The sequence below is a fragment of the Synechocystis sp. PCC 6803 substr. PCC-P genome (genome assembly GCF_000284455.1).
GTDB lineage: Bacteria > Cyanobacteriota > Cyanobacteriia > Cyanobacteriales > Microcystaceae > Synechocystis.
Window position 1 is genome coordinate 3,007,970 of record NC_017039.1, and the last position, 15,792, is coordinate 3,023,761.

At 44.3% G+C, this 15,792-nt stretch carries 11 protein-coding genes; 8 read left to right on the forward strand and 3 right to left on the reverse strand.

From position 1 onward, the window contains the following. Positions 1-15 precede the first annotated feature (15 nt). The 8 genes from SYNPCCP_RS14050 to SYNPCCP_RS14085 all read left to right on the forward strand — a co-directional run bounded on the left by SYNPCCP_RS14050 (position 16) and on the right by SYNPCCP_RS14085 (position 11,680). Positions 16-723, forward strand: a complete 708-nt coding sequence (locus tag SYNPCCP_RS14050; RefSeq protein ID WP_010873893.1) for a CatA-like O-acetyltransferase — start codon at positions 16-18, stop codon at positions 721-723. Continuing rightward, on the forward strand, positions 699-1,283 hold the full coding sequence (locus SYNPCCP_RS14055) for a Uma2 family endonuclease (RefSeq protein WP_010873894.1): 585 nt from the start codon (positions 699-701) through the stop codon (positions 1,281-1,283). The genes SYNPCCP_RS14050 and SYNPCCP_RS14055 overlap by 25 nt, the downstream gene beginning before the upstream one ends. A 247-nt stretch (positions 1,284-1,530) precedes the next feature. Continuing rightward, positions 1,531-3,987, forward strand: coding sequence for a pyruvate, water dikinase (gene ppsA / locus SYNPCCP_RS14060; protein WP_010873895.1), 2,457 nt, complete (start codon positions 1,531-1,533; stop codon positions 3,985-3,987). Between the two features lie 261 nt (positions 3,988-4,248). Next, complete coding sequence (locus tag SYNPCCP_RS14065; RefSeq protein WP_010873896.1) at positions 4,249-6,555, forward strand: diguanylate cyclase; 2,307 nt, start codon at positions 4,249-4,251, stop codon at positions 6,553-6,555. Positions 6,556-7,041: 486 nt separating this feature from the next. After that, positions 7,042-8,010 (forward strand): arsenosugar biosynthesis arsenite methyltransferase ArsM, encoded by a 969-nt coding sequence (arsM, locus tag SYNPCCP_RS14070; protein ID WP_010873897.1) that lies wholly within the window; start codon positions 7,042-7,044, stop codon positions 8,008-8,010. A gap of 52 nt (positions 8,011-8,062) precedes the next feature. Continuing rightward, positions 8,063-9,073, forward strand: coding sequence for an arsenosugar biosynthesis radical SAM (seleno)protein ArsS (gene arsS, locus SYNPCCP_RS14075; RefSeq protein WP_010873898.1), 1,011 nt, complete (start codon positions 8,063-8,065; stop codon positions 9,071-9,073). A 46-nt stretch (positions 9,074-9,119) separates the two neighbouring features. Then, positions 9,120-9,749 (forward strand): TVP38/TMEM64 family protein, encoded by a 630-nt coding sequence (locus SYNPCCP_RS14080; protein ID WP_010873899.1) that lies wholly within the window; start codon positions 9,120-9,122, stop codon positions 9,747-9,749. A gap of 410 nt (positions 9,750-10,159) precedes the next feature. Continuing rightward, complete coding sequence (locus SYNPCCP_RS14085) at positions 10,160-11,680, forward strand: bifunctional metallophosphatase/5'-nucleotidase (RefSeq protein ID WP_010873900.1); 1,521 nt, start codon at positions 10,160-10,162, stop codon at positions 11,678-11,680. A 71-nt stretch (positions 11,681-11,751) separates the two neighbouring features. Here SYNPCCP_RS14085 and SYNPCCP_RS14090 read toward each other — a convergent pair whose 3' ends face one another. The 3 genes from SYNPCCP_RS14090 to SYNPCCP_RS14100 all read right to left on the reverse strand — a co-directional run bounded on the left by SYNPCCP_RS14090 (position 11,752) and on the right by SYNPCCP_RS14100 (position 15,605). Further along, positions 11,752-12,267 carry a GNAT family N-acetyltransferase gene (locus tag SYNPCCP_RS14090; RefSeq protein ID WP_010873901.1) on the reverse strand — a complete coding sequence of 172 codons (516 nt, stop codon included), beginning with the start codon at positions 12,265-12,267 and terminating at the stop codon, positions 11,752-11,754. Between the two features lie 123 nt (positions 12,268-12,390). After that, positions 12,391-14,130 carry an ATP-binding protein gene (locus SYNPCCP_RS14095; protein WP_010873902.1) on the reverse strand — a complete coding sequence of 580 codons (1,740 nt, stop codon included), beginning with the start codon at positions 14,128-14,130 and terminating at the stop codon, positions 12,391-12,393. Positions 14,131-14,366: 236 nt separating this feature from the next. Next, positions 14,367-15,605, reverse strand: a complete 1,239-nt coding sequence (locus SYNPCCP_RS14100; protein ID WP_010873903.1) for a hypothetical protein — start codon at positions 15,603-15,605, stop codon at positions 14,367-14,369. Positions 15,606-15,792 lie beyond the last annotated feature (187 nt).

Genomic DNA, 15,792 nt, shown 5'->3' on the forward strand with positions numbered 1-15,792 from the left:
AGATCCCCTAGGCGCATGGAAATTCCCGTCCGCTATCAACCCCGCCTTTTAACTCCGGAGGAAAGGGCAGGTTATCTAGATTGGTCTTTGGATTTTTTTACCGACGATCGCCTATTGCAAATTCCCTACATTGATTTGACGTTGCAATTGGATGTGACCAATGCCTATGGAGTTTACCAACAACAAAAGGACAGCCCAGGCAGTTTTTTTGCTTTTTTGCTCTGGCATTGGATGCAATGTTTGCAAAACCATTGGGAATTTCGGCTCCGCTATTACAATCAACAATGGTATGTGTTGGATAATCCGCCGGCCATGGTCAGCGTGGCGATCGGGGGCAAAGAACGTTTTTCCGAAATGCTATTGGAGAATGTCTCCCAACTTAGCTATGGGGATTTTGCTCAACTTTACAGTGAGAAATTAGCCCAAATTCGGGCAGGAAACTACGAGAGAGCTGAATATAACACCTTCTGTTTAGCTTGTATTTTTGGTAATTTACCCAACTTAAAATTTACGACTTTGAGTGTACACTATCGCAGAGAAAAAATCCAAGGACAACCCTGGTTTTACTTCGGGCAACGCTACTGGCAGGATGGCAAATTATTAATTCCCCTTTGTTTTAAAATTCACCATGCGAATGCAGACCCCTTTGTGCTTGATCAACTAATCAGCCAATTCCAAACTCTTTTTTCTCCTATGCCATGTATTCCACCATCCTCAAGCTAAGGCCAATTATTTCGCTAACAGATCAGCAATTTGTCGCTCTCTGTCAACAAAATCCTGATTTAAAATTTGAACGTAGCTCCAACGGAGACCTAATTATTATGCCCCCCACGGGTGGAGAAACAGGCCGTCGCAACTCAGAATTAAACACGGATTTTAATCTTTGGAATCGTCGGACTCAATTGGGTGTAGTCTTTGATTCTTCTACTTGCTTTCGTTTGCCTAACGGTGCTTTGCGCTCCCCCGATGTGGCGTGGGTAAAAAGGTCGACATGGGAAGCATTAACTCCCGCAGAAAGGGAAAAGTTTCCCCCGCTCTGTCCAGATTTTGTGTTGGAACTACTTTCCCCCAGTGATGCCCTAGCTGCAACTCAAGCAAAAATGCGTGAATATTTAAGCTGTGGAACGGAGTTAGGCTGGTTAATTAATCCGATTGATCAACAAGTGGAAATATATCGCCCTGATTCCCCGATAGAAATATTAAACAAACCCCAAACACTCAATGGCGATCGCCTGTTGCCGGACTTGGAACTCAATGTGGCTTGGTTATGGGGGGCAAACTAATTCAGAATCTCCATGACACTTCAAAGACTTGCCTATTACCTTCATAAGAAAATAGGGATATTAATAATTGCCGAGTAACAAGGCACATATGGGTATGATAGCGCGAATTTCCACCCTAGGACAATTTTTTAATAATTAATTAACACTAGATTTAAGAAACCTATCAATTTATAAATAATTACCAACAAAATAAAGTTTACTATATCAACCTCGATAAACTGAAGGTATCGATTAGGGGTAAATAGATATGGTAAGTTCAGTCGTCGAAAAAACCTCTGTAGCCCATAAAGAAACGGCTTTAATCCTCTGGTTTGAAGAGGTGGGCACCCATGATGTTGGTTTGGTAGGGGGTAAAAATTCTTCCCTGGGGGAAATGATTCAGCAGTTGACCAACAAAGGGGTGAATGTACCTTCTGGTTTTGCCACCACTGCCTATGCTTACCGCTATTTTATCCAAGAGGCGGGTCTGGAACAAAAACTGCGAGATCTCTTTACAGATCTCGATGTGAATGACATGGCCAATCTCCAGGAGCGGGGTCATTTAGCTCGGCAATTAATCTTAGACACCCCCTTCCCCCAAAATTTACAAACGGCGATCGCCGAAGCCTATGGTGCCATGTGTGAACGCTATGGCCAAAAAATGGGTCGTACCGGGGTGGACGTGGCGGTGCGCTCCAGTGCTACAGCGGAGGATTTGCCAGAGGCTAGTTTTGCAGGACAACAGGAAACCTACCTTAATGTCCACAGCCTTTCCTGTGTGTTGGAATCTTGCCATAAATGCTTTGCTTCGTTATTCACTGACCGGGCTATTTCCTATCGCCATCACAATGGTTTTGACCATTTTGCGGTGGCCCTATCGGTGGGCGTACAAAAGATGGTGCGTTCTGATCTGGCCACCTCCGGGGTGATGTTTTCCATTGATACGGAAACGGGTTTCAAAAATGCCGCTCTGATTACTGCCGCCTATGGCCTAGGGGAAAATGTGGTGCAAGGGGCGGTTAACCCCGATGAATATTTTGTGTTTAAACCTACTTTGAAAGAGGGTTTTAAACCAATTCTGGAAAAACGTTTGGGTAGTAAAGCTATCAAAATGGTCTATGACGTGGGCGGTTCCAAACTGACCAAAAATGTGGAAGTAGCGGAGCCGGAACGGGAAAAATATTGCATTAATGATGAAGAAATTCTCCAATTAGCCCGCTGGGCCTGCATCATTGAAGACCATTATTCTGGGGTGCGGGGAGTTTATACCCCCATGGATATTGAATGGGCTAAGGATGGGCAAACGGGGGAATTGTTCATTGTCCAAGCCCGCCCAGAAACGGTGCAGTCGCAAAAATCCGCCAATGTGATTAAAACCTATGAGTTAAAAGATCACAGCCAAGTGTTAGCCACGGGCCGCAGTGTGGGGGCGGCGATCGGCCAGGGTAAAGCCCAGGTAATTCGCAATGTGTCCCAAATCAATCAGTTTCGTCCCGGCGAGGTGTTAATCACCAACCGCACTGACCCGGATTGGGAACCGATTATGAAACAGGCTTCGGCGATCGTCACTAACCAGGGGGGGAAAACCTGCCACGCCGCAATTATTGCCCGGGAAATGGGTATTCCGGCGATTGTGGGTTGTGGAGATGCCACCGACACAATCAAAACCGGGGAAGATGTCACCATCTGTTGCTCCGAAGGGGATGAAGGTTCGGTTTACAGCGGCATTTTGAACTATGAAGTTCACGAAACGGAACTGTCCAATTTGCCCCGCACCAAGACTCAAATTTTGATGAATGTGGGTAACCCAGAACAGGCCTTTGGATTTGCTAGTTATCCCGCCGATGGCGTGGGTCTAGCCCGGTTGGAATTTATCATTGCTAACCACATTAAGGCTCACCCCCTCGCCCTGATGAAATTTGATGAGTTGGAAGATCCCTTGGCCAAGGCAGAAATTGCCGAACTAACCAAACTCTATGCTGGCGATCGCCCCCGGTTCTTTGTGGACAAATTGGCCCATGGTATTGCCATGATTGCGGCGGCGTTCTATCCCAAACCTGTGGTGGTGCGGATGTCGGATTTTAAATCCAATGAATACGCTAACCTCCTGGGTGGTCGTCAGTTTGAGCCGAAGGAAGAAAACCCCATGATCGGTTGGCGGGGCGCTTCCCGTTACTACGATCCCAATTACCGAGAAGCCTACGCTTTGGAATGCCAAGCTCTGAAACGAGTGCGGGACGAAATGGGTTTAACCAACGTCATTCCCATGATTCCCTTCTGTCGTACCCCCGATGAAGGTCGCAAAGTTATTGCGGAAATGGCTAAACATGGCTTGAAACAAGGGAAAAACGGCTTGGAAATCTACGTTATGTGTGAATTGCCCAGTAACGTCATTCTGGCCGATGAATTTAGCGAGGTATTTGACGGCTTCTCCATTGGCTCCAATGATTTAACCCAATTAACTTTAGGTTTAGACCGGGATTCTTCCCTCGTTGCCCATCTGTTTGATGAACGCAATCTAGGGGTCAAACGGATGGTCAAAATGGCCATTGAAACGGCGAAAGCTAACGGTCGCAAAATCGGTATCTGTGGCCAAGCCCCCTCGGATTATCCTGAGTTTGCTGAATTTTTAGTGGAATTGGGCATTGATTCCATTAGCTTAAACCCTGATTCTGTGCTGAAAACTGTTCTACGCATTGCAGAGGTGGAAAAAGCCCTAGGCTAGGAAATGGTGTTTATTTTGCCGACTAAGGCTAAACCATAAATACAGCCCCTTCTTTCCCGCTGGTTCAATTCCAAGGGTAAGGAGGGGTTAAAATGCAGTCAATATTAAGAGTGGATGGTTCATTTTGGGCAAGGGTTAAAAACCTTTAAATTTTGGATGATTGCCAGGGCAAGTCTTTGACATCCCGCAGAGAAAATTATGGGAAGTAATGGCTACATCAGTTGATTCAAATCAGTTAAAGGGGCTTCGCCCGGCAAAACCATGAGCGATCGCCACAAAACCAAAGCTCAATTACTCCAGGAAATGGAGAGGTTGAGGGCGGATTTAGCAGATATTCAACGCATTGCTAAATTAGGCTTCTGGCGGTTTGACATTGCTTCCGGTGAGATCACCTGGTCAGCAGAAACTTACCAACTATTTGGTCTAGAGCCCCATCAATTTTCCCCTAGTTATGACTGGTTAGTCCAGACCATTCAGCCCGAATTTAGAGAACTGCACCAGAGTATTGCTGATAAGGTTATTGCCACCGGAAAAACCCAAACCATAGAGTATGCAATAACTCGGGCCGATGCTTCTATGGGGTGGATTTGGGCCAGGATTGAAGCGATTATCGATGACCGGGGCCAAGTCAATGGATTGCAAGGGGTGGCCATGGACATCAGTGATCGCAAGATGGCCGAAATAGCCTTAAGGGAAAGCGAAGCCCGCTTTAGGAATTTGTTTGAGTCGAATATTGTCGGGATGTTTTTTGCTTCCAATCAAGGGGAAATTTTCGATGCCAACGACCGTTTCCTACAAATGATTGGTTTCACTAAAGAAGAATTGGACCTCGGGCTGGTGCACTGGGATAGGTTAACCCCCCCCGAATATGATCAAAAGGATCAAGAAATTATTGCCCGTTTGCGGAATCATGAAACCCCAGAGCCTTGGCAAAAGGAATATTACCGCAAGGATGGTAGTCGCATTCCTGTGTTGGTCGGTGTTGCCAGCATAGATGTGGAGCTTGAATATACGGTCTGCATAGTGGTGGATATGACCGAACAGCAGAAAACCTTAGATCAGTGCCGATTAACGGAAGCAAAGCTGGCGGAACTCAATGCTCAGTTGGAGCAGCGTGTTTTAGAGCGGACCAAATCCCTCCAGGAAAATGAAGATCGTTTGAAGTTAGCGTTTAATGCGGCCAATATGGGCTATTGGGATTTGGATCTTCTAACTAATGGCATTGTGTGGTCAGAAAGCCTGGAGCAAATGATGGGACTTAAGCCGGGAAGCTTTGATGGCGACCTAGAAAAAGTTGCACAAATGATGCATCCCGATGATCGAGGCATTGTCTTGAAAGCTCTGGAACAAAGTATCCATAATGATGAACCCTATGATTTGGAGTTCCGGTTTATCAAACCCGATGGAACCCTGCGCTGGGCGGCAAGTCAAGCTACTGTGATTCGAGATCAGAACAATGTGCCCCTCCGTGTTATCGGTGTAGATGTGGACATTACCCGCCGTAAACAATTTGAGGAGGAACTACAAAAAGTCAATCAAGTCCTAGAGGAGCGCCTCGGTGAATTGAAACAGCGTAATGCTGAGATGTTAATTCTTTCGGGTATTACTGACTATCTCCAGTCTTGTTTTACGGTCAAAGATGCCTGCGGAGTGATTGCGGCCCTGGCTCAACCCCTATTTCCCGATTGCTGCGGGGGAATTTTTATTCTGTCTGCCCAGAATAATTGTCTAGAACGGGTCACTTTTTGGGGCAATCCGTTTTGCTCCGATGATGTGTTTACCCCCCTAGATTGTTGGGCTTTGCGACGGGGACGGTCCCATGGGGTGAAGCAGGGACAACATGCTTTGTTTTGCAATCATGTCAATGACCAACACTTACCACTGGCAAGTTTGTGTATTCCCCTCATTGCCCAGGGGGAAACTCTTGGCTTGCTGTTTCTTTGCACTTTCAAAGGGGAAATTTTGCCCGACATACGGCAACAATTGGCAAAAACAGTGGCGGAACAGCTTGCCCTGGCGATCGCCAATTTGAAGTTACGGGAACAACTGGAAGAACAAAGTCTGCGGGACCCACTGACCAAACTTTTCAACCGTCGTTATCTGGAACAACGCTTAAGCCAGGAACTGGCCAGGGCCAAACGTCATCACTATTCAGTCGGTGTTTTGATGATTGACGTCGATCACTTTAAGCGCTTTAACGATTCCCTTGGTCATGACGCTGGCGATCGTATCTTGGCTTCCATTGGTACTCTGCTGAAAAATAATATCCGGACTTCCGATGTGGCCTGTCGTTATGGAGGTGAAGAGATAACTATAATTTTGCCTGATGCTACTCTGGAAGAGGCTTCCCAAAAAGCGGAATTTTTACGCCAGGCGATCGCCGAAATGAAAATAGAATACAGTGGAAAAATTGTGAATAGTGTCACCGCCTCTTTTGGGGTTGCTTGTTATCCCGATCACGGCGAAACGGGACAAGAAATTATACAAATAGCGGATAAAGCTTTGTATGATGCCAAACAAGCAGGCAGAAATCGGGTCATCGTCGCCCCCAAAGAGGTTTCCACTTAAGTATTTATTCATTTGTGGCAGGATTTGACTATCATTCAAAAACACTGTAGGAAAGTGTTTGAAAAGTGCAAGGCTAGGTATTTATCTCCCTAAATCCCCACTTAACAAGGGAGACTTTTCTGACAGTTCCTCCCTTGGGCAGGGGAGTTAGGAGGGATTAAACAGCCAGAATTCAACTTTCCAAACAGGCTCTAAGGGATAAATTTAGAGTAAATAAAGTCAGAAAAAATATTTTTGATTTGGTGGATAATTAGTCAAAATTTATACAGTTATTGATGTAATAATTGGAACTATTATTGTTTTTCTTGTTGACTCACATTTCTCCACAACGCTATAATCTGGGGGCAACTTTATTTTCTACTATCCATTTTAAAGAATGGTTAGGAAAATTTTTTATTAAAATCTATTCAATCTAGAATAAAAAGGGTAATTTACCAATTCCAGCTCAATTATTGAATTATTAAATTTCTAAACATTAACTTCACTATGACCTATCTGCAAACCACCGCCGACTTTTACGCTGAAGTTGCCCAGACCCCAGAAGTGGGACTCTGTTGTGTTCAGAGTAGCCCTCTCCAACTGCCGGGGTTAGTGATTCCCGCTGTCATGCAGGAAATGAATTATGGCTGTGGTAGCACCGTCCATCCCAACGAGTTGGGTAATAAGTCTAAGGTGCTTTATGTCGGTGTTGGTGGTGGTCTGGAGGCATTGCAATTTGCCTATTTTTGCCGTCAGCCAGGGGCCGTGATCGCAGTGGATCCCGTGGAAGCCATGCGCCAGGCCGCCCAGCGAAATTTGCAGTTAGCCGCCGAAAAAAATGATTGGTTTAGTGTCGATTTTGTCGATATTCGTGCAGGGGATGCTTTTACTTTGCCGGTGCCGGACAACTCGGTAGATGTGGTGGCACAAAATTGCCTATTTAATATTTTTGAGCCGGAAGATTTATCCCGAGCTTTGAAGGAAGCTTATCGGGTTCTAAAACCCCATGGTCGGTTAATCATGAGTGATCCCATTGCTGCCCGGCCTATTCCCCAACATTTGCGTCAGGACGAACGGTTACGGGCCATGTGTTTATCCGGAGCATTAACCTATGCAGAATACATTCAACATTTAATTGATACTGGTTTTGGGCAAATAGAAATTCGCGCCCGCCGTCCCTATCGTTTGCTCGATTCTGTCACCTATAAACTGGATGAAAATTTATTATTAGAAAGTTTAGATTCCGTTTCTTTCAAAGTGCCTATTCCTAGTGATGGAGCCTGTGTTTTTACTGGCAAAACCGCTATTTATGCTGGTTCAGACCCCCTATTCGATGACCAAGCTGGCCATATTCTTCAGCAGGGAGTTCCTAGTGCGGTATGCGATAAAACAGCGTTGAACTTAGGTTCTACCTATCCAAACAAAATACTCATCACTGATTCAACTTGGTACTATGACGGTGGCGGCTGTTGTTGATTTTAGTTTTGACCGGATATCAAATTATTCCTGCAGTTAATTTTTAAACAAAATGGTTCAACAATTAGAACGTAGTCAGCAAAAATTAAAAATTACGCCCTTTGCAAAAAAGTTGGGTAGTCCCCTTGGTAAACAAACTATTTCTACCCTGCAAATCAATTTGGGTAAACGCTGTAATCTAGCCTGTAGCCATTGCCATGTGGAAGCTAGTCCCAAACGCACTGAAGAAATATCACCGGAGGTTTGTGAACAACTAATTGCCATTATTCAAAAATTTCCCCAAATTAAAGTGGTAGATCTCACCGGGGGAGCACCGGAAATGCTCTACGGCTTTAAGCCCCTGGTGGAAGCATCTAGGAAGATGAGAAAAGAAGTCATTGTCCGCTCTAATTTAACCATTTACTTTGAAATGGGATTTGGAGACATTCCCGCATATTGTGCCCAGCATCAGTTGAGAGTTGTGGCGTCATTGCCCTGTTACCTTGAAGATAATGTGGATAAAATGCGTGGCAACGGGGTTTATGAAAAATCAATTAAAGCTCTTCAATGGTTGAATAATCTCGGCTATGGGAAGGATGCTAATCTAGTTCTAGATTTAGTTTATAACCCTCCTTTACTAACCTCAGATAAATTTTCCCTCCCCCCTGCCCAGGAACCCCTTGAACAGGATTACAAAAAGTTCCTCAAAGAACATTTTGATATCAATTTTAATCACTTGCTAACTATCACAAACTTACCCATTGGCCGGAGTAAATTTCATCTTGACAAGCATCAACTGCACCAAAAATATTTGACTTTCCTAGAAAGCAATTTTAATCCAGATACGGTTAATAATCTAATGTGTCGTAATGAACTTTCCATTGACTATTTAGGTAACGTTTATGATTGTGATTTTAATCAAATGGAAAATATTCCTGCGGAAGATAAATCCAGCCATAAGTTAACCGTTGCTGATCTACTAAGAGCTGACAATTTAGACTTAATTCAGCAGGTTAAAACCGCCGATTATTGTTATGGTTGTACCGCTGGTTCCGGCTCTAGTTGCGGAGGGGCATTAATTTGATTTTGACTGATATTATTCCTGCTTTCCTCATACATTTACACTGCAAATGGCCGATTATCTACTAAATGCTCTGCAATGGATTGATGGCTTGGGAACTTGGGCGGCGATCGCCTTTATGTTGCTTTACACAGTGGCCACGGTAGTATTTTTGCCGGGTTCCATTTTGACCCTAGGCGCTGGGGTAGTGTTCGGGGTAATACTCGGTTCAATCTATGTTTTCATTGGGGCTACACTTGGGGCCACGGCCGCTTTTTTGGTGGGACGATATCTGGCCCGGGGCTGGGTTGCCAAGAAAATTGCCGGCAATCAGAAATTTAAAGCCATTGATGAAGCCGTGGGGAAAGAAGGCTTAAAAATTGTTATTTTAACCAGACTTTCTCCGGTTTTTCCTTTTAATTTATTGAATTATGCCTATGGCATCACCAATGTTTCCTTAAAGGATTATGTGATTGGTTCCCTGGGTATGATTCCCGGTACTATTATGTATGTTTACATTGGCTCTTTAGCTGGTAGTTTGGCCACCCTTGGAACGGCAACTAACCAAGCTAATCCGACTTTACAATGGACAATCCGAATTGTTGGCTTTATCGCCACGGTTGCGGTGACTATCTACGTCACTAAAATTGCTAGGAAGGCTTTAAATGAAGCGATTTTAACATCGGAAGTAGATGAATAAAGACTTGGTTTTTAGAGAAAAATGTAGGGGAAGTGATTTTATTGCTTAGTTACGGTTTCCATAATAGGCTTTAGAGCCTGTTTTAGCAGCCCCCCTTCCCCCAAAATTTGGGGGGAAGCTAAGTGAAAGTCCCCAGTATTTCCGGAGCTTTAATGAAGAGATTTAGAGGGCGGAATAAAACTTTCCAAACACGTTCTTATTGATCATAAAAACCTCGAATCATTAATTCCCTTTAACTTGCTACTATCAACTAATTGGTATATTACCAAGAATTTCAGGGATGTTATTAATGGAGTAAAGGAGTTAAGGTTAATTTTATTTTCGTCCCACCACATAAACAACGCTATCGAAGACTTTCTACCGCACAATGGAAGGGTTAGGAATGTGTTGATAAGATTCTTTTCACAATCATGGTTAAAAATCAAGGGGCTTGGCTATCTCGGGGACTGTGGAGCGTACTGATTTGGGGCGCTATGGCAACGGTCTGCCGAGCAGAAACTATTCCCTTTACCCTGCTCCAGCTTAACGATGTGTATGAAATTGCCCCCATTGATAACGGCCGTTGGGGCGGTTTGGCCCGGGTGGCTAATTTACGCCAACAGCTAGAACAAGCTGATCCCCACACCTACACCGTGTTAGCAGGGGATTTCCTCAGTCCTTCTGCCTTGGGCACAGCCCTTTACAATGGCGATCGCCTGGCGGGGAAACAAATGGTGGCGGTGTTGAATGCCATGGGGTTAGACTATGCAGCGGTGGGAAACCATGAATTCGATGTTAATGCCCAACAATTTCAGCAACGGATTACGGAGTCAGATTTTCAGTGGTTATCGGCCAATATTGCTGATGGTACCGGCAATCAGTTTGAGGGCATCAAACCCTACGAAATTTTAACTATTCCTGGAACGGAAGGGGGAGAATTAAAAGTGGGCATTTTGGCCCTGACCATTGACAGCAATGCGGTGGACTATGTCACCTACAGCGATCCCATCGCCACGGCCCGCCGCTACATAGACAATCCCCAAGGGGAAGTGGATGTTTGGGTGGCCCTGACCCACCTGTCCCTGGCCCAGGATTTGGCCTTGGCCCAAGCTATTCCCGAATTAGATCTGATTTTGGGGGGCCATGAACACGAAAATATCCAGCGCAACCATTTAATTATCAAGCCCGACAGTTCTGCAAGTTGTCCCCAGGCCAAAACGCCAATTTTTAAGGCCGATGCCAATGCCCGCACGGTTTACATTCACCAATTAACCTACGACACGAACCGGCAATGTTTACAAATTAATTCCCAACTGCAACCCATCACTGCGGCGATCGCCAGTGATCCGGCCACCGAAAAAGTGGTTCAGCAATGGCAGGAAATTGGCTTTAATGCGTTTCGTCAACAGGGATTTGAACCAATGGCCGTTGTGGTCAACTCTCCCATCGCCTTAGATGCCCTCGATGCCCATGTACGCAGTGGCTCCACCAATCTCACCCGGTTAATTACCAGGGCCATGGAGCAGGAAAACCCCGATGTGGCCATGGTGATGTTTAACGGTGGCATGGTGCGCCTTGATGATCTCCTCAGTGCCGGAGCCATCACTCAATACGATATTATTCGCCTCCTACCTTTTGGGGGTCGGGTAGTGACAGTGGAGATACAAGGGGATTTGTTACAAAAAGTTCTGGCCCAGGGAGAAAAAAATAGTGGTACCGGTGGTTATCTCCAGCTAGGGGGCATGGCTCCCAACAGTATTGAGCCAAGCAAAACTTACCGGGTGGCGTTAATGGAATATTTGTTAAGCGGTCAGGAGGTGGGCTTGGATTACCTGACGACAAATACCCCTGGGTTGAAGGTGATTAACTATGGCCGGGATATTCGCTCGATTTTGGTGGATTATCTACAAAACAATGCCCAGCAAGCTTTTACCGATTTGGGGGAGTTGTGAACAAATAAACTTTTGGTTACGCAGATTCCATCCCAATTGAAATAACTATGTTGAAACAACTATCAAAGTAGTTAGTCCGGGTACCAAAACATGCCCTTAATGCCTTCTGGGTCGAGCACAAAGCCCAAACGCCGGTAAAAATCCACCACCTGGGGATCGGCGAACAGGGTGATATTGCTAATGTCGTAATGGCGTAATTTACGGATGATGTATTGCATCAGGGCCTTACCCAAGCCCTTGCTCTGAAGACTAGGATGGATCACCACGTCCCACACGGTGGCATTGAAAGCATGGTCGGAAGTAGCCCTGGCAAACCCCACCAATCGACGCCGATTGCCCTGCATTTCCCACATGGTAACCACCAAAAAACTACACTCTACGGCCTTTTTGACTTTGCGAATTGGCCGCCGGGCCCAGCCCACCGCATCACATAATTCCTCCAGCTCGTAAAGGTCAATGTCCCGCTCAGTGGTGAAAAATATCCGGGCTTTATCGCCGTTATCGGTGGGAAATTCTTCTGCCCCCGTTGGGCCCAGGGATGGTGAACTAGTTGAATCGGGATTAAAAAAGCGTTTCCAAAAAACCATGCCGTTGGGCGTTCAAGAACAAGCTGGGGTGGACAAACGGAAAAACGGTGGGGGCAATGAAAATGGTGATAATTACCTTCAAACCTTAAGTATAAGCTTTGATCGCTTCCCCCTGGTGAATCTCTAAAAGCCCAAATCCTCCCTGGCGATCGCCGCTTCGGCCAATACTTCAGCATCGGTCTTGTTTGGCCAATCTTGGCAACCAATTTCACTGTAAAACTGCTGGTCGTAGGGCCGGGTCCGCACCACCACCGGCATGGGTACTGCATGGCCTAACACTAAAGCCTGTTGTTTGGAATCTAGTTTGGCCAGCACAGAGCGTAAATTTTGCCCCCCCGCCACCCCGGTAAAAATGGCTTCAATGTCCTTTTCGTCGTTGAGTAGACAGGTAATACGGGTGCCAATTTGGGACATAACTTCATTGTCAATGCCCGATGGCCGCTGGTCCACCACCAACAAAGTAACAAAGTATTTCCGCATTTCCCTGGCAATGGTGCCAAAAATAGTCTGGTGGACAATGGCAGAATCCAAAAAGCGGTGGGCTTCTTCAATGGTAATTACCAATTGCCTGGGGCGATCGCCAACGTGTTTAGTTTGGAGAAATTTTTCTGCTTTTTTAACGTAAATGCTATGGATACGCCTGGTGATCATATTGGTGGCCAGCATATAGGAAAGCAAATTAGACTGGGAGCCAAATTCAATTACCACATGTTTGCCTGCTTCTAAACATTGCAACAGTTGGTCGATGTAATTATGGGTGCTGACTTGTTTGAGATATTTTAAATTTTCTAGTCGTTTTAACTTGCGTTGCAAAGACATGATGGAGCCGGGGTGCCCTTGTTTTTCTTCACAAAAAACCTTAATTTCTTCATTGCTCATCACCAGTAAACGGGAAATCCAACTAGAGCCAAACTCAGAAAATAAAATATTGGCATTGTCCAACGCCGCCTCTGACAAACCTAACTCAAAACCAACTAAACGAATATCTTCAATTTCAATTTGATCAAAACTTAAATAGAGTTCCTGGGCTCCCCTCACTCCCCGTCGCTTGGTGGACTCCGCATCGAGGGTAAAAATTTCCACTTCCCCCGGAAACAATTGCCGCAGACCCTTAACAGTGGAAACGGTTTTGCCTTCCCTCATCGCCTCCCAACCATACTCCGAGTGCATGTCAAACATCAAATTGACCGCCGCCTGTTTGTGGATAATGCCAGAAATTAATAATCTGGTTAAAAAAGATTTCCCTGTACCCGATTTGCCAAAAACTCCATTGCTCCGTTCCACAAAACGGTCTAAATCTAAACACACTGGCACCGCCATATCCAACGGTTCCCCAATGGCAAAATTGCGTCGAAACGGATCATCTTCCCAACCAAATACCAAACGAAAATCCCTTTCACTGGCTTCAAAAACCTGGCTGAAATGGGCCGGAATAGTTTTCACCGGCAGTAATTCCACGTCTGCATTACTATTAGCTTGATAGGAAGCCAAACCATTGCCATTACTCTGGCGATCGCCTTGACCGTTCATCTGTTCAACTGAACTTTCCCCATAACTCGAGTCCTTTTCTGACTCCGTTAACATTAACATGGGTGCTAATTCTAACGTGCCGTAGGTGCCACTGCCGGCCAATACATCAATTAAAAAATCATCGTTAATGTTAGGGGGATTAGCCAAAATCCTTGGATTTGCCGTTCCTAAAGAAACATCGGTGAGCAAACAAAAAAAGCGCGATCGCCTACCCTGAATAACTAAAAATTTCCCCACCCGCATTTCTTCCACGGAAACATCCGCATGGAGACGCACTTCCAAGCCTTTACTGAGGGAACCTTGGGTAACGGAGCCGAGGGCATGGTCTGACATAAATTCTGGGGCGGGTCAAAAATGGGGACAACGGTGGCGATCGGTTAATATTCAAACCTTGTGGTTAGTACTATTTTGTCATCCTACCACCTTAACCTCATCTATCTTGCGTAAGTCCTGACGAACTGATTATTGATTTACAGAGCTTTCGTCTCTTCATTGCTATGTAAATTTTTGCTAATCTTGAGATGCCATTGCTTCTATCATAGTCATTTTTCATAAACTAGACCTGAGAATTATTCATTCGGCTCTTGAGTTGCACCACATTCTTTACAATGGGGCAAATGTTGATAAGTAAGGGCATGACAGCTCACGCATTCAACATATTGATAATAACCACAGTGGGGACAATAGGAATCCTGGGGACGAATTCGCTTTGCACACTTTACACAACTGGATTTTTGAAATCGTTTAGCTGCTTGACTTTTAGAATTAAAAACAACCCTTTGGAAAAATTTGATAACTCCAAATCCCACTAAAGGAATAAGTAGAATATATAGGTAACTAATAGCAAAAATTAATCCACCAAAGACAGCTTGAACAAAATTTAAAATGAGGTCAAAAATAAGACCAAATTGTAGAAATTCAAAGACCTTTAAAATTAGCGGTATAAGAAAAATAACTAGCAGGTGCCAACTAATCAAAGCTACTAATCCATAGCCTTTTTTCACTGCAACGCTATGAACCCAAAGAGCAGTTAAAATTAGGGGGGTTAAAAAGAGAGCCTGGAAAAAAAAACGAATAGTGGGATACCAAAATACTGCATTGATATAACTCTGATTTAATTCCTCCCAGATATCTTTTTGATTAATAAATTTAAGGAAATTAATGCTTTCTGGCTTTGCCAAAATTTGCTGTTCTAAGCTAGCAATTTCTTGTTCAAGGCTAGCGATTTTAGCAATATTTTGATTTAATTGTTGCTTGGCTTTTTCTGGGGGAGTTTGATTAATTGAATTTTCTTTGCCTTGACCAGCAATTTTTTCTAATAGTGTCGAGTCATATTGGGAACGAATGGTATTATTAGATTCTTCAAGCTCATTAATTTGAGCTACGGTCTGGTTAATTTTGATAATAAAATTTTGATTGTCAGTGGTTTGAATTTTATCGTGATATTGGGCGTAGGTTAAACAAACTTGGCTAACTTGACCAAGATGGCCTCTTTCTGATTCTCTGAAACTCTTCTCTAAACTGTATTGATCAATAGGGTCAGTGGCAATAGCTTCGCGAATAATTTGAAGGTTTTTGTCAGAAATGGTTTGGCTTTGATAATTTTGCCAAGAAGCATGGCAAGGATAAGCTAAATTAGGGGCAAGATACCATTGGCCAATATCTTCTATTCCATTAAAAACATTGATAAGGATAAAAATATCAATAAGAATGATTACGATTAAGCTAACCTTGTTGAGAGGTTCATTCTTAACTGTTCTGGATTTATTCCAGAATTGATCAAATAGCCGACGAATGGAATTAAACATGGGGGTAATTAATTGTTACGTTAAGTTTTTAAATTAAACGTGGGAAGCCATGACCCAGTATCATGAATAAAAATCAGAATTGCCCCAGGGTTATTGCTAGGCAAAGTAAGGATAGGGATCTTCGCTTTTGCCCGGTTTCAATTGCCAAAACTAATTAGTTTATTAATTGTGCCATCTAATTTGTTAT

Coding starts and splice junctions, on each gene's coding strand:
- SYNPCCP_RS14095 (WP_010873902.1), bottom strand. CDS start 14,130: ATGTCAGACCATGCCCTCGGCTCCGTTACCCAAGGTTCCCTCAGTAAA.
- arsM (WP_010873897.1), top strand. CDS start 7,042: ATGACCTATCTGCAAACCACCGCCGACTTTTACGCTGAAGTTGCCCAG.
- SYNPCCP_RS14090 (WP_010873901.1), bottom strand. CDS start 12,267: ATGGTTTTTTGGAAACGCTTTTTTAATCCCGATTCAACTAGTTCACCA.
- SYNPCCP_RS14080 (WP_010873899.1), top strand. CDS start 9,120: ATGGCCGATTATCTACTAAATGCTCTGCAATGGATTGATGGCTTGGGA.
- SYNPCCP_RS14100 (WP_010873903.1), bottom strand. CDS start 15,605: ATGTTTAATTCCATTCGTCGGCTATTTGATCAATTCTGGAATAAATCC.
- SYNPCCP_RS14085 (WP_010873900.1), top strand. CDS start 10,160: ATGGTTAAAAATCAAGGGGCTTGGCTATCTCGGGGACTGTGGAGCGTA.
- SYNPCCP_RS14065 (WP_010873896.1), top strand. CDS start 4,249: ATGAGCGATCGCCACAAAACCAAAGCTCAATTACTCCAGGAAATGGAG.
- SYNPCCP_RS14055 (WP_010873894.1), top strand. CDS start 699: ATGTATTCCACCATCCTCAAGCTAAGGCCAATTATTTCGCTAACAGAT.
- arsS (WP_010873898.1), top strand. CDS start 8,063: ATGGTTCAACAATTAGAACGTAGTCAGCAAAAATTAAAAATTACGCCC.
- ppsA (WP_010873895.1), top strand. CDS start 1,531: ATGGTAAGTTCAGTCGTCGAAAAAACCTCTGTAGCCCATAAAGAAACG.
- SYNPCCP_RS14050 (WP_010873893.1), top strand. CDS start 16: ATGGAAATTCCCGTCCGCTATCAACCCCGCCTTTTAACTCCGGAGGAA.